The organism is Roseovarius autotrophicus (assembly GCF_018069895.1).
GTDB lineage: Bacteria > Pseudomonadota > Alphaproteobacteria > Rhodobacterales > Rhodobacteraceae > Roseovarius > Roseovarius autotrophicus.
This window is the reverse complement of sequence record NZ_JAGQDH010000007.1, coordinates 17,272-40,882: the sequence shown is the minus strand read 5'-3', so window position 1 is coordinate 40,882 and position 23,611 is coordinate 17,272. Positions and strand designations below refer to the sequence as shown.

Sequence of the window (23,611 nt, the reverse complement as noted above, 5' to 3'; positions counted from 1 at the left end):
GCACAAGGCGGGCCGGTCCGACCCGTGCGGGTCGGGTCGAACCCGGCACCCGACTCAGGCTATGGCTAGTCGTCCATCGAGACGCGCGCCCGTCTCGGGTGAGATGCCGCCCACGGCGCGGATATGGGCAATGATCTCGTTGCGGTAGACAAGGCCCGGATGGGTATAGTCCAGCCCGCGCAGGTCCATTCCGGGGATCTCGCCCGGCACGCCGGCGACGATCGGCTGGCCGTTCCACGCCTCGGCAAAGGCCCCCAGCCGGATATAACTGTTAAAGGCGACGCGGAACCGCTTGTCGCGCACCGCCTCAAGCGGGTTGCCAAGCAGCGTGATCGCCTCGGCGCGTGCCTCAAGGGCCGACGCCCCGAGCGCGATGGTGTAGCGCAGCCCCGAAGAGAAATGCAGGAACCCGCGCGAGACAAAGCCGCTCGGATCGATATCGGCGGCCTCTTCGGGACGGACGATGCGATGCGCGTTCGATTGCACCATCGCGGCGATCTCGGCCCCGGTCATTGTTGCCACATGCACCAGATCGGCATAAGGCATGACATCATACCACTGGCCAAAGCTGAGCGGTCCGGGCGTGAGACCCGCAAGGATCGCCGTGGCATTGAACAGCGCGATATCGACCGGCCCGCCGGGGAATGTATCGGAGCGCGCGACAAGCGCATCGTTCATGAAGTTCAGGAGCGCGGTTTCGCGCATGTAACGGTCGGCCATCACAACCTCGGGTGAGACCGGCGCATCCCCGGACACGGTGCCGATTGTATCGGCCATGCGCGACTCGAGTGCGACGAGAAGTGGCGCGACATGGGCGGCCTCGAAAGCGTGGTCGTAATCGTCATCGTTTTCAAGGGTCGCGGCGCGCGGATCGTTGGCGGGCACACGGTCATCGCGCTGTTTGATCGGGTGCAGGCCGACATGGCTGAACCAGCCTTGCCGCCCGTTCTGCGCCGCGATGGACATGACGATTTCGCCGAGATACCTGCCATTGGCCTCGGCCTGCGTCATCAGCACGCCCGCGATCACGTTGTTGGCATCAAGCCCGGCCTCGTTGAGCGGCGTGTGGGAATGGCCGCCGATCAGCACGACCGGCCTGTCGGTGAGGGACCCCGCAGCCTCGGCGATGTCGAAATCGCCCTCGCCGATCATTCGTGCCGCCCCGGCCTTGCCGGTGCGGTGCTGGCCGCTGCCATAGCCGCAATGTGACAGGACGAGCACCACGTCGGAGATTTCCGCGAGTGCGGGCAGCACGTTGCGCACCGCCGCGACGGGGCTTGCCACCCCCATGCCCGGATCGTCGGGCTGGCCCACGCGGGTATCGATCTGCGTCGTGAGGCCCATGACGCCGATGCGCAGGCCCTTCGCCTCGATCACTGCGGCCGCGGTGTAGTCGCGGTCGCGCAGGATATGCCGGGAGCCGTGGACATTGGCGGAGACGACCGGGAAGGCGGCATCGCGCGCAATGCCCAGTTGCAGCATCTGTGCGCCCCGGTCGAACTCGTGATTGCCCAGAACGGCGATATCGACACCCGCAGCCGAGGCCGCGCGATAACCCGCATCGGCCACGAATTCCTCTGGTGTCCAGCCCAGCAACTCGTCGAAGATCGAGCCGGTATGATCATCCCCGCCCGAGGCAAAAAGCACCACCTCGGTCTCGGTGGCGGCGGCACGGGCCGCCTTGACGTGCCGGACCATCTGCGCGAGGCGGTGCGTGTCGCCGTGTTTGGCATGACTGTCGGTGATGTGGTTGTGCAAGTCGTTGTAATGCAGCACGCGCAGCACGCGTCGGGCCCCCTCGTCCAGCGCCGGGGCGGGAACCGGGTTGCCGGTTTCGGTGACGATGGCGCGGATCGGCCCGGCCAAGGGATCGCCCTTGAGTAGGAACAGCCGCTCGGCCACCCCAGCGGGATTCGGCGTGGCGGGCACCATCAGCAACTCGCCCGGGCCTGCTTCGGCGGCGGTGCGGAACGACAGCAGCGGCGTGAGGCCTGCAGCGGCCGTGCCGACGATGAACGCGCGGCGCGAGAATGGGGCGGCAGGGTGGGACATGTCGGAAGAATCCTTGCGGTTATCGGATGGACAGAGCGGTAGCAGCAGGATGTGACAGTTTCTTGATGGCCGGGCTCAGTCCTTGCGGTCGCGGCTGCGCCCGGTCAGCCGCCCGATCAGGAACGAGGTGCGCGGCGACCAGACATAGGCGGTGCGGGTTTCGGTGCCCGGGCGCCTCCACATCCGCCAGAACCCGAACAGCACCAGCGCCGCGTGCCCCATGGCGATCATGTAGAACATGGCAGGCGGCCCGTAGGCATCGATCAGCGTCGAGGCGAGAAGCGGCGCGGCGATCGCCCCCACGGCAAAGAAGAACATGAGCGCGGCAGACAGCTCCACCCGCTCGGAGGCGTCGGCAAAATCATGGGCATGGGCGGCGGAGATCGAATAGATCGGGAATGTGGTCATGCCAAAGAAGAAGGCGGTGGCAAGAATGCCGGGGGTTCCCAGCCCCTCGATGGTCGCGGTCGAGAGACAGGACAGGATTGCCGCGACCGACAGGCCGATAAGCACCCACCGCCGGTCATAACGATCCGCAAGCCAGCCCACCGGGTATTGCGCCACCGCGCCCCCCAGCACGAAGACCGCCAGAAACCCGGCGATCTGGTCGATGGCAAGGCCGACCTGCTGGCCATAAAGCGGCCCGACCATTCGGAAGGACGCGCTTGAGAGCGCCGCCACCAGCACCCCTGCCGTGGCGAGCGGCGAACAGGCGACGAGCAGCATCGGACGCAGGCGCGGGGCTTTGGGTGTCTCGGGTTCTTTCAGCCGCGACAGGGTCAGCGGTAAAAGCGCCGCACAGCACAGTAACGCAAGGATATTATAGGAAAAATAGGCCGCAGGGGTGAGCACGGAGATGATCAGTTGCGCCGCCAGAGACGCGCCCATATCCACCACGCGGTAGACCCCCATGGTGCGCCCGCGCGTCTCGTTGGTGACCTTGGCCTGCAACCAGGCCTCGATCACCGTGTAGCAGCCCGCTACGCACAACCCCGACGCCACCCGCATCAGCGCCCAGGCAAAGGGGTCCGTCACCATCATATGCGCCAGAAGGCCGATGGCGCCCGCAGCGGTGAAGGCGGCGAAGGCGCGCGAATGCCCGATGGACCCCATGAGGCGCGGCGCGAACCAGCACCCTATGAAAAACCCGACGAAATGTGCCGATCCAAGAAGGCCGATCTCGGTGGTGGTAAAGCCCAGAACAATTCCCGAAAGCGCATCGAGCGGGCCGACCCCGCCGGTCGAAAGCTGCAGTAGCACGACCGAGAGAAAGAGGGCGGCGAAGGAGATGAGTAGGCGCATGATGCCCCGACCATGGCAGGGGCGCCTGACCGGGCCTAGAGGGATTTCGACAGGGCCATGTCGTTTTCGTCCGCCCTCACGGTCTTTCGATCCGCGCCACGATGCGCAGCGCGATTGTCGGGCCGACCAGATCGGCAAAACCCGAGGCGCCGAAGTCGTGGCGGTCGATTTCGCCGGTGAGCAGCACCGTCAGGCTGTCGATCGCGGCCGGGTCCGTGTCAACCGCGCGGTAGAGACCGGCCACCAGCGTGACGGGTCGGGTCACGCCGCGTGCGGTCAGTTTCCCCTCTATCCGGGCCGCGCGGGGCGTGCCGGTAATCCGGGTTGAGTGGAAGGTGATCACGGGATGCCGCCCGGTGTCCAGCACCTGCGGGCCACGCATCGCCTGCGTGGCCAGGACAAATCCCGCCCGCGCGGCCCGCGCGTCGAGCGTCACCGCCACCGTGCTTGCGGGAAGGTTGCGCATGTCGAGGCGGATATCAGCGGCGGTGACCGGCATGGTGCCGCGATTGTCGCCCTGCGCGATCTGATAGGTGAAGCCCACCGTCGATCGGGCGGTGTCGAGCCGCCAGGATTCGGGCGCGGCAGCGGCGGGCAGGGCCAGGAGACAGAGGGCGATGGCGTGGCGGAGCATGGTCCTTCATACGCGCCCTGGTTTCGGATGGATGTTCACATCCGGGTGAGCGCCCATGCGGCGGCGCGCGTGATGCCAGCGGTCGCTGTGCGACTCATGCGCCGGGGCCATGTGCCAGCGGCTCTCGACCCCCGGCGCGCCGCCTTCGCCGGGGGTGAGGAGAAGGCCAAGGGAAGGTTGAGGCGCGCGCGGCCCCTTCCTCGGCGGCCAGATGCAGGCGGCGCACCGGGGTCAGGCCGCGCGGCACAGGCAAATCGGCCACGCCAGCGCCGCTGCGCCGTGCTTCCTCCATGCACCACAAAAGGTCGCCGTCCTGCTCGGGGCGCACGAAAACAAAGCGTTCCGGCCCTGCGAAGGGCTGCATTCCGTGCGGGTCAGGTCGGTCGCGGGGCACGGGCGAGCAGGGGCGCGTTCATGACATCAAGGGCATTATGCTCTGTTTTCGTTCGCAACCCCCGCCATCATGCGGCGGGGTGCCCGGCGATGCGCGCGGTGATCTGGCGTGCCGCCGCCGCCACGGCGCTGCCAAACCCGGCCAGCCGGTCCTCGGCAAAGCGCGAGGACGGGCCGGAAATCGAGATGCCTGCGCAGGGTTCTCCCCGGTCGTTGAAGATCGCCGCGCCGATGCAGGACATGCCCTCGTAACGCTCGTCGCGATCGAAGGACCAGCCGCGCGCGCGGATCGTGTCGAGATCGGCGGTTAGGCTGGCAAGGCTGACATGGGTGCGCGCGGTAAAGCCCGGAAGCCCGGTCGCAGGCAGAAGCCGCGCGCGGCGTGCCTCGGGCAGGGCGGCGAGGATCGCCTTGCCGGTGCCCGAGGCGTGCATGGGCGTGCGCGAACCGGGGGGAAAGAAGGCGCGAATCGGGTTCGGCGTCTCGATCTGGCCGATAAAGACCACTTCGGCCCCGTCGGGCACGGCAAGATTGGCGGTCTCGCCGGTTTCCTCCATCAGCGCGCGCATGACCGGGCGACCCATGTCGGCAAGGCCAGCGCGCTTGAGATAGGCGACGCCCGTGCGATAGGCCTCGATGCCGATGGACCAGTCCTGTCGTTCTTCGTCAAATCGCAGAAAATCTTTTGATTGCAAGGTGGTCAGGATGCGGTGCGTGGTGGCGGTGGGGATGTCGAGGGCGCGCGAGAGATCCGTCAGGCTGATGCCGTCATGCTGCGCGATGGCGGTGAGGACCGACAGCGCGCGGTCGAGCGCCTGCATGGTGCCGGCGCTGCTCTCGGTGAATTGCGATTTGGGTCGGCCCCGAGGGCGCTTGGTCTGGGTCATCGGGAAATCCTTTCGCGATCGAGGGTGGGTATAATGAAAAATATTTCCAAATATTTTTCAAGCTGCGCTGGTGGAAAATTAAATACTATTATATATCAATAATATATATGGTTTATTATGAAAATGAAAAAACATTTCAAGAAAATTGCATCGCGCGGCGGGACAGGCGATGATGGCCTCATCTTGAGGAGGGCTTTGCCATGTCAGACCAGAATCCGGTGTTCATCCCCGGCCCGACCAATATTCCCGACCGCCTGCGCCGCGCGATGCAGGTGCAGACCATGGACCACCGCTCGCCCGCCTTTGCCGGTGCTCTCGCGCCGGTTCTGGAGGGGTGCAAGACGGTTTTCGGCACGAAATCCGGTGAGATCGTGACATTTCCCGCCTCGGGCACGGGCGGCTGGGAGGCGGCGATCACCAACACGCTGTCGCCCGGCGACAGGGTTCTGGTGGCGCGCTATGGCATGTTCAGCCATCGCTGGATCGACATGTGCCAGCGGCATGGGCTGGATGTTGAGATCCTCGAATGCGCCTGGGGCAGCGGCGCACCCGCCGACCGGTTCGAGACGGCGCTGCGCGCCGATACGGGCCATGCGATCAAGGCGGTTCTGGTCACCCATAACGAAACCGCGACCGGCGTGCGCTCGGATATCGCGGCGGTGCGTCGCGCGATGGACGCGGCGGGTCATCCGGCGTTCTTGATGGTGGATTGCGTCTCGTCGCTGGCCTCGATGCCGTTCGAGATGGACGCCTGGGGCGTCGATATCGCCGTTTCCGGCTCTCAGAAGGGTTTCATGCTGACGACCGGCATGGCGATTCTCGCGGTCAGCCCAAAGGCGCTGGCGGCGATGGACGGGGCCACCCTGCCGCGCACCTTCTTTGATTTCCGCGACATGATGGGCGCGAATGCCAAGGGTGGATTTCCCTACACGCCGCCGTTGCAACTGATCTTCGGGATGGCCGAAAGCCTGAAGATGCTGTTCGAGGAGGGGCTGGACACTGTCTATGCCCGCCACACGCGGCTGGCCGAAGGGGTGCGGCGCGCGGTCGAGGCATGGGGGCTGCGCCTTGTGGCGCAATCGCCCGATCTTTACTCGGACACGGTGAGCGCCATCTATGTCCCCGAGGGGTTTGACAGCAATGTTTTGGTGAACCATGCTTTTGCCTCATACGGGATGAGTTTCGGCGTGGGCCTGGGCGAGATGAATGGCCGCGCCTTCCGCATCGGCCATCTGGGCAGCCTGACCGATGCCATGGTGCTTTCGGGTCTGGCCACGATCGAGATGGCCATGACCGACCTGAACTATCCGATCCGGTTGGGCAGCGGGGTGATCGCGGCGCAGGAACATTTCCGTGCCACCGCCGCGACTGCCGTCACCGGCAAAGCCGCCTGAAGGAGACAATCATGCTTGACGTGAAAGACAAGACCGGGGCCGATCTGACGCTTGACGACATGCTCGCCGCGCGCGAGCGGATCGCGCCCTATATCCACCGCACGCCGGTGCTGACCTCGTCCTATCTGAATGCGTTGACCGGGGCGGAGCTGTTCTTCAAGTGCGAGAATTTCCAGAAGGCGGGCGCTTTCAAGGTGCGCGGGGCCTCGAACGCGGTCTTCGGACTGAGCGATGAGGTGGCCAGGCGGGGCGTTGCCACCCATTCGAGCGGCAACCATGCGCTCTCGCTCAGCTATGCGGCCGGGCGGCGTGGCATTCCCTGCCATGTGGTCATGCCGCGCACCGCGCCGCAGGCCAAGAAGGACGCCGTGCGCGGCTATGGCGGCATCATCACCGAGTGCGAGCCCTCGACCACAAGCCGTGAAGCGGTCTTTGCCGAGGTGCAGGCGCGTACGGGGGCGGAATTTGTGCATCCCTACAACGATCCGCGCGTGATCGCGGGGCAGGCGACCTGTTCGGCGGAGTTGCTTGAGCAGGTGGACGGGCTTGATGCCGTGATCGCGCCGATTGGCGGGGGTGGCATGGTCTCGGGATGCTGTCTGACGCTTTCGAACCTTGCGCCGGGGATGAAGATCTATGCCGCCGAGCCGGAGCAGGCGGATGATGCGGCGCGCTCTTTCCGCGCGGGCCACATCATCGCCGATGACGCGCCGGTGACGGTGGCAGATGGTCTCAAGGTGCCGCTGAAGGAGAACACCTGGCATTTCGTGAGCCATTTCGTGACCGATATCCTGACCGCGAGCGAGCAGGAGATCATTGACGCGATGAAGCTGACCTGGCAGCGCATGAAGATCGTGATGGAGGCAAGCTGCGCCGTGCCGCTGGCCACGATCCTGAAAAACCCCGAGATTTTTGCCGGCCGCCGTGTCGGCGTCATCATCACCGGCGGCAATGTCGATCTCGACACGCTGCCCTGGATCAAATGAGGAGAGAGACCATGAACAAGCCTGTGACACTCGACGGCCTGGAAGTGGGTTACGACGTGCCTGCCCTGCCCGGCATGGCAGAGGCCGACATCCAGACGCCCTGCCTGATCCTCGATCTTGACGCGCTCGAGCGCAATATCAGGAAGATGGGCGACTGGGCCAAGGATCACGGCGTGCGTCACCGCGTGCATGGCAAGATGCACAAATCCGTTGACGTGGCCAAGTTGCAGGAAAGCCTCGGCGGCGCCTGCGGTGTCTGCTGTCAAAAGGTCAGCGAGGCGGAGGTGTTCGCGCGCGGCGGGATCAAGGATGTGCTGGTGTCCAATCAGGTGCGCGACCCGGCCAAGATCGACCGTCTGGCCCGCCTGCCCAAGCTGGGCGCGCGCACCATCTGCTGTGTCGATGACGTAGCCAATGTGGCGGACCTGTCGGCAGCGGCGCAAAAACACGGCACCGAGATCGAATGTCTGGTGGAAATCGACTGTGGCGCGGGGCGCTGCGGCGTGACCACCACCCCCGCCGTGGTCGAGATTGCCAAGGCGATCGACGCGGCACCGGGGCTGAAATTCGCAGGCATCCAGGCCTATCAGGGCGCAATGCAGCACATGGACAGCTACGAGGATCGCAAGGCCAAGATCGAAGTGGCGGTCGCACAGGTCAAGGACGCGGTGGACACACTCAAGGCCGAGGGGCTGGAGTGCGACATCGTGGGCGGCGGCGGCACCGGCAGCTATTACTTCGAGGGCACATCCGGGGTCTATAACGAGCTTCAGTGCGGTTCCTACGCCTTTATGGATGCCGATTACGGGCGTATCCTCGACAAGGATGGCAAGCGTATCGACCAGGGGGAATGGGAGAACGCGCTGTTCATCCTGACGAGTGTGATGAGCCACGCCAAGGCTGACAAGGCGATCGTGGATGCGGGTCTCAAGGCGCAGTCGGTCGATAGCGGTCTGCCGGTGATCTTTGGCCGCACGGATGTGCAATACGTCAAATGTTCTGACGAGCATGGCGTGGTCGCGGACCCCGACGGCGTGCTCAAGGTCAACGACAAGCTGCGGCTGGTGCCGGGCCATTGCGACCCGACCTGCAACGTCCATGACTGGTATGTGGGCGTGCGCGGTGGCAAGGTCGAGACGGTCTGGCCGGTCTCGGCGCGCGGCAAGGCGTATTGAGGGCATGGGCATGGACAGTCAGAGCACGGCGCAGGGGATCGTCATCGTATCAGAGGCGATCTGCGAGGAGGTGATCACCCGCGCCGATGCCTTCGGCGCGGTGGAGGCGGTGTTCGCCGCCATGGCACGGGGGGATGCCTACAATTTTCCCGTGGTGCGCGAGGCGATCGGGCACGCGGACGCGCTCTATGGCTTCAAGGGCGGGTTCGACCGGGCGGGGCTGGCGCTTGGCCTCAAGGCCGGTGGCTATTGGCCGGGGAACATGGACAAGGGGCTGACCAACCATCAGTCCACCGTGTTCCTGTTCGATCCCGACACCGGGCAGTTGTCGGCGCTGGTGGGGGGCAACTACTTGACCGCGCTGCGCACGGCGGCCTCAAGCTCGGTCTCCATCGCGCATCTGGCGCGCAAGGATGCGAAAGTTCTGGGCATGGTCGGCGCGGGCCATCAATCGACCTTTCAGTTGCGCGCCGCCGTTGAGCAGCGCGCCTTTGAGAAGGTCGTGGCCTGGAACCCGCATCCCGAGATGCTGCCGCGTCTGGGCGCGGTGGCCGAGGAGCTTGGGCTGGCGTTCGAGGCGGTGAGCCAAGAGGAGCTGGGCGCGCAGGCCGATGTGATCATCACGATCACAAGCGCGTTCGAGCCGCTGATCATGGCCGACTGGATCAAGCCCGGCACGCATATCGCCTGCATGGGCACCGATACCAAGGGCAAGCAGGAGGTCGATCCGGCGCTGTTCACCCGTGCCACGGTCTTTGCCGACGAGATCGCGCAATCCATCAGCATCGGAGAGGCGCAGCACGCGGTGGCGCAGGGCCTGATTGCCGAGGATGATATCACCCCCGTCGGCGCGGTCATCAACGGCACCCATGCGGGGCGTGCCTCTGACGACGAGATCACGCTTTTCGACGGAACCGGCGTGGGATTGCAGGATCTGGCCGTGGCCTCGGTCGCGGCGCGGATCGCGCGCGAGCGCGGGCTGGGCGATATGACGCGGCTCGGCTGAGCCGCGTCAGTCCTCGGAGACGGGGCGCGGCGGGATCACACCCGCCGCTTCCAGTTGCGGCGCATAGGTGCGCGATACCGGCACGCGCTCGCCATTGCTCAGGCGCAGGAAAACCTTGCCCTCGCGGCATTCGCGGCCGGTCATGGCCGCGAGCGTTACCCAGTGGGACCGATGGGTACACATGCCAGCCACCGGCTCCATTTCGTCGATGGCATCCGAAAGACGTAACCGAAGGGTGTGCGCGCCTTGGTCTGTCACCACCTCGACGGTATGGCCGTTTCCCGACAGGCGCAGGATGTCGGCCCCTTGCAGCGCCTCGGGCAGGCGGCGCGCAAGGCGGGGACGTTCAGGCGCGGGGGCAGATAGACCCTTTTCGAGGCCGAACTGGCGCCGCAGGAGAAAGATCGGTGCCACGACGAACATCGTGTGGACCCAGATCACGCCAACGGCAAGTTCGTCATGCGTCAGCACCGGGTCGAGTGAGGCCCGCAGCGTACAGATAAGCGGGGCGAGCAGTGTCGCGGTGCCAAGGCTCATCGCGGCATCCACGATCAGCGGTCGCCAGCCGAGGCACAGGGGCAGAACCACCGCTCGGCAGGCCGCTGCGATGATCACGCCCGTGACAATGACAAAGCCCCAGTAGACCAGCCGCAAACCCATGCCCATGGTCTGAAACGTGCCGAATGGCCCCGCGACGACGACCACGAGCCATCCTGTCAGCAGGATCGAAAGGTTGGGTAGAGACGTAAATACGGCGAGCGTCTGAGAGACCACATTCCGGAAACCGGACCAGATCAATCCGTCACCCTTGCTCATACCGTTACGACATGCATCTATCTGGCGGTGTTATCGATTCCAACACGGGGTTGGGTCAATGAGGAATTTGTCGCAGGATGGAGGCAGGGTGATGGGACATGCAGGCACGGTTTCCACCGGGGTCGAAGCGCGCATCCGCGAGAGTTTCGCCGCGCAAGGCATGATGGCCACGCTCGGCGCGCGGCTGGCCCATATCGGGCCGGGGCTGGTGCGGATCGAGGCCCCGATTCTTCCGGGCAGTCGTCAGCAGCACGGTTTTGCCCATGCCGGGCTGACGTTTTCCATCGGTGACAGCGCGGCGGGTTATGCCGCGCTGAGCGTGATGCCCGAGGGGCATGAGGTGCTGACCAGCGAGATGAAGATCCACCTTCTGGCCCCGGCAAAAGGCGATCTTCTGGTGGCCACGGGCCGGGTGATCCGTGCGGGCCGCCGTCTGGTGATCGTGCAGGCGGATGTGCACGCGCATGCGCACGGGCGACAGAGCCATGTGGCGCTATTGACCGGCACGATGATACCGCTGGCGCCCTGAGCCGCCGCCCCTTTTCCCGGCGGGGCCAATCGGCTAGAGCGGAGCAAGCAACTGCACAAGGCCCGCCATGAGACCTGTCCGCCTGCTTACCGGCATCCTGACCGTCAGCGGCTGGACGCTGATGAGCCGCATCCTCGGCTTTGGCCGCGACGTGATGCTGGCAAGCCTTGTCGGCCCCGGTGTGCTGATGGATGCCTTTGTCGCGGCGTTCCGCCTGCCCAACATGTTTCGCCGCTTCTTTGCCGAGGGCGCGTTCAACGCGGCCTTCGTGCCGATGTTCTCCAAGCGGCTGGAGGTGCATGGCGATGCGATCGGCTTTGCCTCGTTGGCGTTGTCGGGGCTTGGGCTGGTGCTGCTGATCCTGACCGGGCTGGGCATGGTATTCATGCCGGCGCTGGTCTGGCTCACGGCCGAAGGCTTTGCGGGGGATGCGCGCTTTGGCCTGACGGTGGACTATGGGCGCATCGCCTTTCCCTATATCTTCTTCATCTCGCTGGTGGCGCTGTTTTCGGGCGTGCTCAACGCGGCGGGGCGGTTCGCGGCGGCGGCGGCGGCGCCGGTGATCCTCAACACGATCACGATGGCGGCGATGGCGCTGGCGGCCTTCATGGGCGGTCCGGTGGTCGAGGCGCTGATCTGGTCGGTGCCTCTGGCGGGGGCGGCGCAGCTTGTGCTGGTGTGGTTAGCGGCGCGGCGGGCGGGGCTGGGGCTGCGGCTGGTGCGCCCGCGCTGGACGCCGGAGATGCGGCAACTGGTGCGGATCGCGATTCCGGCGGCGCTGGCGGGCGGCGTGGTGCAGGTCAATCTTGTGGTGGGGCAGTTGGTGGCGTCGCAATACGACAAGGCAGTGAGCTGGCTCTATGCCGCCGACCGGCTTTATCAACTGCCGCTGGCCGTGGTGGGCATTGCCGTGGGCATCGTGCTCTTGCCGGATCTGTCGCGGCGGCTCAAGGTGGGGGATGACACGGGCGCGCGCATGGCGTTGTCGCGTGCGGGCGAGGTGGCGCTGGCGCTGACGGTGCCTTGTGCGGTGGCGCTGGTGATGATTCCGCTGCCGCTGGTGTCGGTGCTGTTCGAGCGCGGCGCGTTCGGCGCGGATGACACGGCGGCGACGGCGCTGGCGGTGGCGATCTACGGGCTGGGCCTGCCGGCTTTTGTCATGCAAAAAATCCTGCAGCCGATCTATTTCGCGCGCGAGGACACGAAAAGCCCCTTCCGCTATGCGGTCGTCGCGATGGTGGTGAACGCGGTGCTGGCCTTTGGTCTTGCCGGGTCGATCGGCTGGATCGCGGCGGCGCTGGCGACGACGGTGGCGGCGTGGTTCATGGTGGCGCAACTGATCTGGGGCGCGCGCGGCTATGGCGAGGTGGTGCGCTTTGACGTGCAGTTTCACCGGCGGCTCTGGCGGATCGCGCTGGCATCAAGCCTGATGGGCGTGGTGCTCTGGGGTGCGGGGGGGGCACTCGGGCCGTTGCTGGCGATAGGGGGCTGGCGGTGGCTGGCGTTGCTGGCGCTGATCGGCGCGGGGGCGGTGAGTTATGGCATCGCGGGACAGGTTCTAGGGGCGTTCAGCATGGCCGAGATCCGGGGGCGGATGCGGCGCTGAGGGTTACATGAGGTCGCTGAGCGCGACGGGTGCGCCGGGGGTATCGGCAAACTCGACCGCTTCGACATCGGTGAGCGTGAGCGTGCCCGCAAGCCCCTGAAGGATCACGCGCGCGCCCTCGCGCCCCAGGCCATACTCGGCGCGCTTGCCCGGAAGGATCACCAGGTCGCGCCCGGCGCCGCCATGGATCAGGTCATCGCCGCCATGGCTTAGGAACACGTCGTCGCCCGCGCCCCCGATCATGATGTCGGATTTCGCTGTGCCCTCGATCCTCTCGCCACTGTTGCCCGCGCGCAGATATGCCCCGTGCAAGAAGGTGCCGGGCGGGCGCGGATCGTCCCATGACGGCACCTGTGCGTTGGCCTGCATCAGCACCTGCCAGCGCGGCGTGGCATCGTCGAGATGCCGCAGCGCGCCCCAGCTTCCCCATTTCGAGGGCCGGGTCACATCGACAAAGGCATTGAAGAGCGTGCCGCCCGATGCGTGCCAACCGCTCAGCAATTCCTCGTAGAGCGTGCCCATCTGCGGGGAATAGCTGAAGGCGGTGAAAAAGCGGGTGATCTCGTCGTTTGCGATTGTGGATCCGTGACCCACCACATGTGTGCCGCCCTCATACATCACAAGCTCGAGGCCGTGGCGCGCGGCGACCTGCGCGTGATAGGGCAGGGCGTCACGGAGCAATTCACCAAGCGAGCCTTGCCGCAGCGCCTCTGCCGCCAGATCGAAGGCCAGATCGTCACCATGGGCGGCGAGATAGGCCGCCTCATCGGCACCGGCCCCGGCCTCGGTGGCGCGGGCGTGGGCCACGGCGCGGCTGGCGGCGATCCAGCCCTCAATGGTGGGGATCATCGACTCCTCGCCCAGCTCATGCCCGAAATAGCCAGTGACGGCATAGGCGTCGAACTGATCCACCGGGGCCGCGTCAATCTGGCCGCCCCGCACGGCCAGCGGGGCCATCAGCATCGGCTCTTCCAGCCCCGGCCAGCCGGTATGGGTGCCCGCAACCACCACAAGCCGCTCGGGCGCGTCGGCAAAGACCTTGCGCCAGATCGCAGCCATCTGTGCCGCGCGCAGCCCCGCGAACTGCATCCAGGCATCATCGCCGGCACCGTCGCCCCAAAGCGCCATGGCCGCCTCGCGTGCCCAGACCGCCTGCGGAAAGACGAGATTCCAAACCTCGTTGGAATATTCCAGATGCACCTTGAGACCGGGCGCGAGGTGGTCGCGCATGTATTCGGCAAAGGCGCGCATATAGGCGTCATCGGCGGCGTGGGGCATGTTCACCCACGGGTCGGCGCCGATCCGGTTGGCGAGCCGCACCATGATTTCCACCGGCGCGCCGCGCCAGACATAGCTGGCATCCTCGGGCACGGGGCGATCTTCCCATACGGTCTGGTCCGACCCGTTGGTAAACTGCCAGTCCATGAAGCGGACAAGCCGCAGGTCGGCGATCCGCGCCAGCCAGAGCGGGTTGAACACGGCACCTGCGGCATGGAGCGTCTCATGCTCCTCGCGCACGATGGTGATGTCGCGGAGCGGATTGTCCCGGTCGGTCCGGGTCAGTTGCAGGACAACCGATCCCTCGCCGGGGCCTGAGTCAAAGCGGATCTCGCGAGCAGCGTAATCGTAGCGCACATTGTCGGCGCGCCCCGTCACGCGCAACACGCCCTCGCCCTCGTAGCGCAGGATGTAGCGCCCGCGCAGATGCGCGGCCTCTGCGGGCTGATCGGTGAGGATGAGGGATTCGAGTGCGCGCGCCCCGTCGGGCAGCGCCAGCGGCCAGCCATGCGCGTCGAGATAGCCGCCTGCGCGCAGCGCCTCGGTCGGGAATGCCCCCCATTCAGAGGCGGTATGGCCGATCCAGGGGCGGGCGGTCTTCATGATGTCGATGAACGGATGCTGCGTGGACCAGTCCGAAAGCCCGTTGAGACCCATGCCAAGGCTCGGATTTTCCAGTCCAAGTCCCGCCTGCCGCTTCTGTGACGCGGGCGCGCGCGCCTCGTCGTGCAGGCCAAGCGCCTGTGCGATCTCGTCGGTGATCTGGCGGTAGCGCGCGCGCACCAGCGGGTGCAATGTCTCGGGCAGGGCGAAGTCAGGAGGGGCAGGGGTCTGGTAGAGCGCGGTATAGGTGACAAGCGCGGCGAGGAAATACTGTGTCGCCGTGCCATGGGGGGAATCGTCGGAAAAGAGCGCCTCGACCGGCACATCCTCCAAGAGGCCGGTTTGCAGGCCGGAAAGGACGGAAGAGATCGGTAGAAGCGTGATCTCCGCCTCGGGGCGGGCGTTCTGCAGGATGGCGATGAAATCGCGATACCAGTCGTGATAATCCGAGAGCGCATAGCCGTGCCAGCGCCGCAGATTGCGCAAGGACGGCGGAAAGCGGTGGGTAAAGCCGCCCATGTCCGGCCAGCCTTCGTAGATCAGGATGGGCGCGTCGGGCCATCTGTCGCGCGCGGCTTTGATAGTGGCGAGTGTGGCGCCGAGTGGCGTGGCGCCTTCGGGATTGTCGCCGTGATAGGGCTGGTCGGGGGCTTGATGCTGGATGAAATTCGTGGGCGTCAGGATGATGGCGTCCACCGGATCGGGCGCGCGCGCCACGCCGTCGAGCACCCATCGGTCGGCCACCCCGTCGCGGGCGAAATCGCGCAGAAAGCCCCATTGCCCCGAGAGCGCGAAGCCCTTGCCGCCCGCGCGGGCAAGTTCTGCCAGCCACCAGTGAACCGCGGTCTGCGGGCTGTCGGTGAGGTGATGAACGAGGCTGTTGCCAAAGACATGCACGGTGATCGCATCGCGCTCGGCCTTGGCCTGCACGGCGAAGACCGCGAGACCCGCCAAAAGGACAAGCATGGCGATGACTTGTCGAAATCCTGTCGTCATGGCGTTTCCTCGCGGGGAAGGAGGGTCTTGCGTCGCACTATAGGCAAGGGCCGCGCGGCTGCAAACAGCCCCGCGACGGTCCGGTTTCGCCAAAATGCCACAATTGCGCTGTCAAGCCCTTGGTTTTGCTGGACCTGAACCGGGGGCTTGAGTTAGATTCCGATCAACGGGGCAAAAACGACCCTGACACCGAGGCAGCAAAGCAGACACATCATGTTCCCCGAGCGGTTCTCGAACCTACCGGCCTATGCCTTCCCGCGTCTGCGGGCGCTTCTCGACGTGCACGCGCCGGGGGGCGAGGTTGTGCATATGACCATCGGCGAGCCGAAACATGCCTTTCCTGATTGGATCGTTGATATCATTGCCGAAAATTCGAATGGATTCGGTCAATATCCGGTCAATGAGGGGATGCCCGCGCTCTTGTTGGCGACAACCGATTGGGTTGCCCGCCGCTACGGCGTGACGCTCGATCCCGGCACCCGCGTGATGGCGCTGAACGGCACGCGCGAGGGGCTTTATAATGCGATGATGGCGCTTTGCCCCGAGCAAAAGCGCGGCAAGCGACCCGTGGTGCTGCTGCCCAATCCGTTCTATCAGGTCTATATGGTGGCCGCGCTCAGCGTGGGGGCGGAGCCGGTGTTTCTCAACGCGACGCGCGCGACGGGCTATCTGCCGGATTTCACGGCGCTTGCACCCGAGGTGCTTGAGCGGGTGACGGTGGCCTATCTGTGCTCGCCGTCGAATCCGCAAGGGGCCGTGGCCTCGCGGCAATACTGGGCAGATCTGATCGCGCTGGCCGAAAAGTATGATTTCCGCATCTTCGCCGATGAGTGTTATTCCGAGATCTACCGCGATGTGCCGCCTGTGGGCGTGTTGCAGGTGGCCCATGAGATGGGCGCGGACCCCGAGCGCATCGTGGCCTTTCACAGCCTGTCGAAGCGGTCGAACCTGCCGGGGCTGCGCTCGGGTTTTGTCGTGGCGGGTCCGGAAAGCATCGCGGCGATGAAGCAGTTGCGCAATTACGCGGGCGCCCCCCTGCCGATGCCGTTGCAGCACGCCGCCACCCGTCTCTGGGCGGATGAGGCGCATGTGGTCGAAAACCGCGCGCTTTACGCACGAAAATATGCCCGCGCCGACGAGATCATGGGCAACTTGCCCGGCTATCGCAGTCCCGAGGCGGGTTTTTTCCTCTGGCTGCCGGTGCCTGATGGCGAGGCGGCGGCGCTGCGGCTCTGGCAGGAGACCGGCGTGCGGGTTCTGCCGGGGGCCTATCTCGGGCAGGAGGCCGGCGGCGTGAACCCCGGCCATGGCTATATCCGGGTGGCGATGGTGGCCCCCGAAGATGAGATGGCGCAAGGGCTGATCCGCCTGCGCGACTGTCTTTATGGTTGAGCGAGGGTGAGCAGGAAAATGGCATATCAGACACGCGGGCGCGAGCCGCTCTTTGACAGCACCACCGCCGAGGCAATCGAGAAGCGCGGCAAGGAATTGCTGGGTCTGGCGGTTCTGGCGCTGGCGCTTGTCGCGGCGGCCACCGTCCATTCCTACAGTCCCACCGACCCAAGCTGGATGGCCGCGACCGACGCGCCGGTGCAGAACTGGCTGGGCGCGGCGGGGGCGGGGATTGCCGCGCCACTTTTCATGATCATCGGCTGGGGGGCCTGGGGCCTTGCGCTGGTGCCGGGGGCCTGGGGGCTGCGGCTGGTGCTTCATCGCGGCGAGGATCGCGCCGCCGGGCGGCTCATCTTCGCGCCGGTGTGGCTTGCGCTTTTGTCGCTTTATGCAGCGACCCTCGGCCCCGGCGCGGATTGGTCGGCGCATCACAGTTTCGGGCTGGGGGGGCTTTTCGGCGATACCATCCTTGGTGCGCTTCTGGGCCTGTTGCCGTTCGATGCGGGTCTTGGTCTGCGGCTGTCGTCGCTGGTGCTGGGGGTGGGGGTGCTGCTGGCCGGGGCCTTTGTCCTGGGCTTCAGCCGCGTGGAATTGCGCCGCACGGGGCGGTTCCTGCTGCTGGGCGTCATCATGACCTATGCCGCCTTGCGCACGGGGCTTGGCCGGGGTGCGGGCGGGCTGGCGCGCGCGGGGCAGGGAGTGCAGGCGCGCATGGCCGAGCGCCGTGCAGCGGTGGCGCCGGTGGACGCTGTGGCAACGGCATGGCCCGAAGCGCGCGCCGAGCCTCTGCTGACGGGGGCGCGGGTGCGTCGGGCGGAACCTCTGCCGGTGACCGCCCCTGCGCCTGTTGCCGACAAGCCCGGCGGGCTGCTCGCGCGGATGCCCGCGCTGTTGCGCAAGCCCGAGGCGATGCCCGTGCCGGAACTGGTGGAGCCCGACGCCCTTGACGCCGAGGCCCCCCCTGACGACCGTATCCGGGCCCGTATCACCGATGCGATCCGCAGCCGCGTGCGACAGAACCCGGCCGTTCAGGTGGAAAGCGTCGCGCCGCTGACCAAGGGGCGCGGGCGCGGACCCGATCCGCTGATCCTCAAGCCGAAGGCGCATGCGCCGATGCCGCCCGAGCCGCCGCTGACCGCGCGGAAGGCCACGCTGGCGGTGCCGCCCGCGCCCGCCTTTGACGAGGCCCCCCTTGTCGAGGATGACCTTGACGCCGCTTACGAGATGGGCTTCACCCCCGACCCCTCGCCCGTGCCGCGCATCGCCATGCCAGAACCACGCAAGGTGGTGCAGCATGTGCCGCCCAAACCGCTTACACCTTCGACGCGCGCTATGGCCGAGGCGCAGCCCGCGCTGCCCTTTACCCCCGAGGCGCCGGAATACGAATTGCCGCCGCTTTCGCTTTTGTCGGACCCGTCGAACATCAAGCGTCACCACCTCAGCGACGAGGCGCTGGAAGAAAACGCACGGATGCTGGAGAACGTGCTCGACGATTACGGCGTCAAGGGCGAGATTGTCAGCGTGCGCCCCGGCCCGGTGGTGACGATGTATGAGCTGGAGCCGGCGCCGGGCCTGAAAGCCTCTCGCGTGATCGGCCTTTCGGACGATATCGCGCGGTCGATGTCGGCGCTTTCGGCGCGGGTCTCGACTGTGCCGGGGCGATCGGTCATCGGGATCGAACTGCCCAACGACAACCGCGAGATGGTGAATTTCCGCGAAATCCTGTCGAGCCGTGCCTATGGCGATGGCAACCAGAAACTGCCGCTGGCGCTTGGCAAGGATATCGGCGGCGATCCGGTGGTGGCGAACCTCGCCAAGATGCCCCATCTGCTGATTGCCGGGACAACCGGCTCTGGCAAGTCGGTGGCGATCAACACGATGATCCTCAGCCTGCTTTACAAGCTGACGCCCGAGGATTGCCGGTTGATCATGATTGACCCCAAGATGCTGGAACTGAGCGTTTATGACGGTATTCCGCATCTCCTCAGCCCCGTTGTGACCGATCCCAAGAAGGCGGTGGTCGCGCTCAAATGGGTGGTGGCCGAGATGGAGGACCGCTATCGCAAGATGTCCAAGATGGGCGTGCGCAATATCGACGGCTACAATGGCCGCGTCGCCGAGGCGCTGAAGAAAGGCGAGATGTTCAGCCGCACGGTGCAGACCGGGTTTGACGACGTGACCGGCGAGCCGGTGTTCGAGACGGAAGAATTCGCGCCCGAGAAGATGCCCTATATCGTGGTGATCGTCGATGAGATGGCCGATCTGATGATGGTGGCAGGCAAGGAGATCGAGGCCTGCATCCAGCGTCTCGCGCAGATGGCGCGGGCGTCGGGTATTCACCTGATCATGGCGACGCAGCGCCCGTCGGTCGATGTGATCACCGGCACGATCAAGGCCAATTTCCCGACGCGGATTTCGTTTCAGGTCACGTCGAAAATCGACAGCCGCACGATCCTGGGCGAGCAGGGGGCCGAGCAGCTTCTGGGGATGGGGGACATGCTCTACATGGCCGGTGGCGGCAAGATCACCCGCTGTCACGGGCCTTTCGTGTCGGATGAGGAGGTGGAGGAGGTCGTCACCCACCTCAAGGCATTCGGCCCGCCCGACTATCTTCACACGGTGCTGCAAGGCCCCGACGAGGAGCGCGCCGAGAGCATCGACGCAGTGCTCGGCCTCTCCACTGGCGGCAATACCGAGGGCGATGATGCGCTTTACGATCAGGCGGTGGCGATCGTGGCCAGGGATCGCAAATGCTCGACCTCCTATATCCAGCGCAAGCTGGCCATCGGCTACAACAAGGCCGCGCGGCTGGTGGAGCAGATGGAGGACGAGGGGGTTGTCAGCCCCGCCAACCATGTCGGCAAGCGCGAGGTTCTGGTGCCCGAGCCGCAATAGGCGACCGCCCGCACAAGCGTGAAAAAATTTCTGCCCCGCGCCGGTGCAATCCGGCGCGGGGCCGCTTATCTGAGAGGGCATGAAAACCTTGCGTATCCTGATGGTTCCCGCCCTCTGGGCGGCGATGACCCTCCCGGCGGCGGCGGAGAAGCTCTCGCTTGGGGAAATCTCGTCCTATCTCAACAGCCTGCGCACCGCCGAAGGGCAGTTCACGCAGGTGAACGAGGATGGCTCGATCAGCACGGGGCGTATCCTGCTCAAGCGTCCGGGTAAGGTGCGGTTCGAATACGATCCGCCCGAGGCGGCGCTGGTGGTGGCCGATGGCGCGACCGTGGGCATCATCGACCCGCGTTCGAACGAGCGGCAGGGCTATCCGCTTCACCGAACGCCGCTCAAGATCATCCTGGAACGCAATGTCGATCTGACGCGGGCGAGAATGGTAACGGGTCATGCCAGCGACGGCACCGCCACCACGGTGCGCGCGCAGGATCCCGACAACCCGGATTACGGCAGCATCGATCTGGTCTTTACCGCCGATCCGGTGGAACTGCGGCAATGGATCATCAACGATGCCAATGGCGGGCGCACGACGGTGATCCTTGGTGATCTGGCCACCGGTGTGCGCCTCTCGGACGAGAATTTCGTCATTCCCGGCCGTGACCGGACGCGCATCGACAGGTGATCAGACCAGACCGCGCCCGGCACGGCAGGTGCCAAGCTGCGCGCGGTAGCGCGCGGCGCGGTCCTCGACCTCTCCCGATACCCGCAGGAGCCAGGGCTTGGCGTTCTGGCTGCCACGCGCAAAGCCGGTGCGACCCTCGTGATAGGCCAGATACTGGTTGCGCGCGTCAAAGGGCGAAATCCCCAGCCGTTCTGTTGACTTGGCCATATACCACCCGATGAAGTCCGCCGCGTCGTGGATATCGGTGCGCCGCGCGCCGAAGCGCCCGCTTTCGGCCAGGTATTCCTCCCATGTGCCATCCAGGGCCTGGCTGTAGCCATAGGCCGAACTGATCCGCCCGGTGGGGATCACGCCAAGGCTCCAGCGGTAGGGCGTGCGCGCGTCCGAGACGAACTTGCTTTCCTGATAAATGGTGGCCATCTGCACATGGGCGGGCACGCCCCAGCGGCGTTCCGCCGCGCGAAAGGCGCGGGCATATTCCGGCCGCTCATCGAGGATCGCACAGGCATTGTCGAGATTGCGCGGAGAGGTGCCATAGCCCAAGCCGCCGCCACAGGAGGACAACACAAAAAGCACCAGAACGGCGCGCAGGAACCTGCTCATCTGCCTCTCGCTTTCGCGTTTGTTTTGTCTGATCCTAGCCGATTTGCGCCTGGGAGGAAATCACGAATCCGTCCGTCCGGCGGCACATATCCGCTGTCACGCATGTGATCACAGACTGTTTCCCGAAGCCGCGCGCGCAGCATTGGACAAACCCGGCTTGCAGCGGTAAATATCTGTGCTAGGGCAATGCAAATGATCAAGACACACGCGAAATACGCTTTGGGCCAGGTTGTGCGCCATCGAAAACATCCTTTTCGGGGTGTGATCTTTGACGTGGATCCGCAGTTTTCCAACACCGAGGAATGGTATGCGGCCATCCCCGAGGACAGCCGCCCCGAGCGCGAACAGCCGTTCTATCACCTTCTGGCCGAGAACGAGCAAAGTTATTATGTGGCCTATGTCAGCGAACAGAACCTGGTCGCCGACTATTCAGGCGAGCCTGTGGATCACCCCGATATTCCCGATCTTTTCGGGCCGTTCGAGGACGGGCATTACCCGCTGCATTTTCAGTTGAACTGAGGCGGGGTTTCCCCCGCCCCTCGCGCTAGTACCCGAGCGCGCAGCCGTCCTTGCGCGCGTCGCTGCCGCCTTCGAGCAAGCCGCTGTCGTGGATGCGGATCGCCTGGGCACCGCCAAGGGCCTCGGGCGGGACGATCACCTCGTGGCCCAGATCGGCCAGCCGCGCCGCCACCTCCGGCGCGAAGCCGCGCTCGAGCTTGAGGCCGGCCGGGTCGGCAAAGGCGCGCGGTGCGTCGATGGCCGCCTGCACATCCATGCCGAAATCGACGATGTTCGAGACAAGCCGCGCGTGCCCGGTGGACTGATAGGCCCCGCCCATGACGCCGAAGGGCATCGTCACGCGGCCATTCTCGGCCAGCATGCCGGGAATGATTGTGTGCATGGGCCGCTTGCCGCCTGCGAGTTCGTTCGGGTGGCCCGCCTCCAGCGTGAAGCCCGCGCCCCGGTTTTGCAGCAGGATGCCGAATTTTTCCGATGCGATGCCGGAGCCGAAGCCGTGGAAGATCGAATAGATGAACGACACCGCCATGCGGTCGCGGTCTACCACGGTGATATAGATCGTGTCGCGATGCACGGCCTCGGTGAGCGGCTCTGCCGCGGCCATGGCGCGTTTCGGGTCGATGAGCGCGGCAAGCCGTGCCGCCGTTTCGGGGGAAAGCATGTGGTCGAGACGCGCGGTGTGATCGGGATCAGCGATGAAGCGGTTGCGCGCGTCATAGGCGAGCTTGGTGGCCTCGGCCTCGATATGAAGGCGCTCGGCCCCGAGCGGATCCATCGCGGCAAGCTCGAAATGGCTCAGGATATTCAGGAGCAGGATCGCCGTCGCGCCCTGGCCGTTGGGTGGATGCTCGACCAGCGTGGCGGTCTTGTAATCGCCGCTCACCGGGTTGGTGTAATTGCTTTCGGCGGCGGCGAAATCGGCTGCCTCGTGCACGCCACCAAGCGCGTTGAGGGCGGCCAGCATGTCTTCGGCCACTTCACCCTCGTAAAAGGCGGAGCGCCCGTTCCTAGCGATACGGCGCAGCACCTCGGCCTGACCAGGAGCGCGGAATATCTCGCCTGTCGTGAGCGGTTTGCCGCTGCGGCTGAAATGGGTGATTCCGTGGCCCTGAAGCGTCACGCCCGCGCGCGGCCAGTCGAAGGCCACGCGGGGCGCGACCGGCACGCCCTCGTCGGCATAGCGGATCGCGGGGGCAAGAAGCGCGTCGAGGCCAAGGCGTCCGTGATCCGCGCTAAGCCGGCAGAAGGCGTCGATGGCGCAGGGCACGGTGACGGCATGGGCGCTGTGCAGCGGCACGGTCTGGTGGCCCTCGGCGCGCAGCGCCTCGGCCGAGGCGGCGGCGGGCGCGCGGCCCGAGCCGTTGAGCGCGCGAATTGTCTGGTCGCCGGGGGTGGTGAAGAGCACGAAGCAATCACCGCCGATTCCGGTCATCTGCGGCTCGCACATGCCCAGCAGGACCGCGCCCGCAATCGCCGCATCCATGGCGTTGCCGCCGCGTTCAAGAATGTCGATGGCGGTTTTCGCGGCAAGCGGGTGCGACGTGGCGCACATCCCGTTCGTTGCATAGGTGCCCGAGCGCCCCGGCATGTGGAAATCGCGCATGATCCTCTCCCTTGTCCTGCGTCGGGGCGCAGGTTAGGGCGCGGCGCGGGAAAAGCCAATGCGTCCGGTGGATCATTCGGTCGCGGGCGGGCGGGCAGAAACCTCGACGCCGCGCACTGGGTGGGGGCAATGACACGCGGCGCCGAGGGAAGCTTTATGCAGCTACAAAAGCGTGTATGCTGAGGCTCTGCGGCGGCACTTGGTTCGGAATAAGGTGATTTCTTGGCGGGCACACGCCACGGTTGCGCCTTGCGCCTCGG

Annotated in this window: 19 protein-coding genes; 10 read left to right on the top strand and 9 right to left on the bottom strand. The window is 65.7% G+C overall.

Annotated elements, in window-relative coordinates; all coding sequences use genetic code 11:
• Positions 1-54: 54 nt before the first annotated feature.
• From KAK09_RS09810 to KAK09_RS09790, 5 genes are all read right to left on the bottom strand, one after another.
• Positions 55-2,052, bottom strand: coding sequence for a bifunctional metallophosphatase/5'-nucleotidase (locus KAK09_RS09810; protein ID WP_210878758.1), 1,998 nt, complete (start codon positions 2,050-2,052; stop codon positions 55-57).
• A 75-nt stretch (positions 2,053-2,127) separates the two neighbouring features.
• Positions 2,128-3,354: an MFS transporter gene (locus KAK09_RS09805; protein WP_210878757.1), complete on the bottom strand. Its 1,227-nt coding sequence runs from the start codon at positions 3,352-3,354 to the stop codon at positions 2,128-2,130.
• Between the two features lie 76 nt (positions 3,355-3,430).
• A complete protein-coding gene (locus tag KAK09_RS09800) occupies positions 3,431-3,988 on the bottom strand; it encodes a YceI family protein (RefSeq protein WP_210878756.1) in 558 nt (185 codons plus the stop codon).
• Between the two features lie 94 nt (positions 3,989-4,082).
• Positions 4,083-4,352: a hypothetical protein gene (locus KAK09_RS09795; protein WP_418895523.1), complete on the bottom strand. Its 270-nt coding sequence runs from the start codon at positions 4,350-4,352 to the stop codon at positions 4,083-4,085.
• Positions 4,353-4,449: 97 nt separating this feature from the next.
• Positions 4,450-5,268, bottom strand: coding sequence for an IclR family transcriptional regulator (locus KAK09_RS09790; protein WP_210878755.1), 819 nt, complete (start codon positions 5,266-5,268; stop codon positions 4,450-4,452).
• Between the two features lie 200 nt (positions 5,269-5,468).
• On the opposite strand from KAK09_RS09790, the gene bhcA reads away from it, so the two are divergent.
• The 4 genes from bhcA to bhcD are packed head-to-tail and all read left to right on the top strand — an operon-like array spanning position 5,469 to position 9,829.
• Complete coding sequence (gene bhcA / locus KAK09_RS09785) at positions 5,469-6,662, top strand: L-aspartate--glyoxylate aminotransferase BhcA (protein WP_210878754.1); 1,194 nt, start codon at positions 5,469-5,471, stop codon at positions 6,660-6,662.
• An 11-nt stretch (positions 6,663-6,673) separates the two neighbouring features.
• Positions 6,674-7,648: a beta-hydroxyaspartate dehydratase BhcB gene (bhcB, locus tag KAK09_RS09780; RefSeq protein ID WP_210878753.1), complete on the top strand. Its 975-nt coding sequence runs from the start codon at positions 6,674-6,676 to the stop codon at positions 7,646-7,648.
• Between the two features lie 11 nt (positions 7,649-7,659).
• Entirely contained in the window at positions 7,660-8,823 is a 1,164-nt protein-coding gene (bhcC, locus tag KAK09_RS09775) for a 3-hydroxy-D-aspartate aldolase BhcC (RefSeq protein WP_210878752.1), read from the top strand.
• A gap of 37 nt (positions 8,824-8,860) precedes the next feature.
• Positions 8,861-9,829, top strand: coding sequence for an iminosuccinate reductase BhcD (gene bhcD / locus KAK09_RS09770; RefSeq protein WP_472908848.1), 969 nt, complete (start codon positions 8,861-8,863; stop codon positions 9,827-9,829).
• 6 nt (positions 9,830-9,835) lie between these two features.
• Here the strand turns inward: bhcD and KAK09_RS19060 are convergent, their stop codons facing one another.
• Positions 9,836-10,534, bottom strand: coding sequence for a LytTR family DNA-binding domain-containing protein (locus KAK09_RS19060; RefSeq protein WP_210878750.1), 699 nt, complete (start codon positions 10,532-10,534; stop codon positions 9,836-9,838).
• Between the two features lie 202 nt (positions 10,535-10,736).
• Here KAK09_RS19060 and KAK09_RS09760 point away from each other — a divergent pair, with 202 nt between their 5' ends.
• Together KAK09_RS09760 and murJ are read left to right on the top strand one after the other, a co-directional pair.
• Positions 10,737-11,174, top strand: a complete 438-nt coding sequence (locus tag KAK09_RS09760) for a PaaI family thioesterase (protein WP_210878749.1) — start codon at positions 10,737-10,739, stop codon at positions 11,172-11,174.
• A gap of 67 nt (positions 11,175-11,241) precedes the next feature.
• Complete coding sequence (murJ, locus tag KAK09_RS09755) at positions 11,242-12,780, top strand: murein biosynthesis integral membrane protein MurJ (RefSeq protein WP_210878748.1); 1,539 nt, start codon at positions 11,242-11,244, stop codon at positions 12,778-12,780.
• Between the two features lie 3 nt (positions 12,781-12,783).
• Here murJ and KAK09_RS09750 read toward each other — a convergent pair whose 3' ends face one another.
• Entirely contained in the window at positions 12,784-15,657 is a 2,874-nt protein-coding gene (locus KAK09_RS09750) for a calcium-binding protein (RefSeq protein ID WP_247651160.1), read from the bottom strand.
• A 213-nt stretch (positions 15,658-15,870) separates the two neighbouring features.
• Here KAK09_RS09750 and KAK09_RS09745 point away from each other — a divergent pair, with 213 nt between their 5' ends.
• From KAK09_RS09745 to KAK09_RS09735, 3 genes are all read left to right on the top strand, one after another.
• Positions 15,871-17,049, top strand: a complete 1,179-nt coding sequence (locus tag KAK09_RS09745; protein WP_210878747.1) for an aminotransferase class I/II-fold pyridoxal phosphate-dependent enzyme — start codon at positions 15,871-15,873, stop codon at positions 17,047-17,049.
• A gap of 18 nt (positions 17,050-17,067) precedes the next feature.
• Positions 17,068-19,944: a DNA translocase FtsK gene (locus tag KAK09_RS09740; protein WP_210878746.1), complete on the top strand. Its 2,877-nt coding sequence runs from the start codon at positions 17,068-17,070 to the stop codon at positions 19,942-19,944.
• 79 nt (positions 19,945-20,023) lie between these two features.
• Positions 20,024-20,626 carry a LolA family protein gene (locus KAK09_RS09735; RefSeq protein ID WP_210878745.1) on the top strand — a complete coding sequence of 201 codons (603 nt, stop codon included), beginning with the start codon at positions 20,024-20,026 and terminating at the stop codon, positions 20,624-20,626.
• Here KAK09_RS09735 and KAK09_RS09730 read toward each other — a convergent pair whose 3' ends face one another.
• Complete coding sequence (locus tag KAK09_RS09730) at positions 20,627-21,229, bottom strand: transglycosylase SLT domain-containing protein (protein WP_210878744.1); 603 nt, start codon at positions 21,227-21,229, stop codon at positions 20,627-20,629.
• Between the two features lie 192 nt (positions 21,230-21,421).
• Between KAK09_RS09730 and hspQ the strand changes: the two genes are divergently transcribed.
• Positions 21,422-21,748 (top strand): heat shock protein HspQ, encoded by a 327-nt coding sequence (gene hspQ / locus KAK09_RS09725; RefSeq protein WP_210878743.1) that lies wholly within the window; start codon positions 21,422-21,424, stop codon positions 21,746-21,748.
• Positions 21,749-21,773: 25 nt separating this feature from the next.
• On the opposite strand, the gene KAK09_RS09720 is transcribed toward hspQ, so the two are convergent.
• Positions 21,774-23,351, bottom strand: a complete 1,578-nt coding sequence (locus KAK09_RS09720) for a gamma-glutamyltransferase family protein (protein WP_210878742.1) — start codon at positions 23,349-23,351, stop codon at positions 21,774-21,776.
• Between the last annotated feature and the right edge of the window lie 260 nt (positions 23,352-23,611).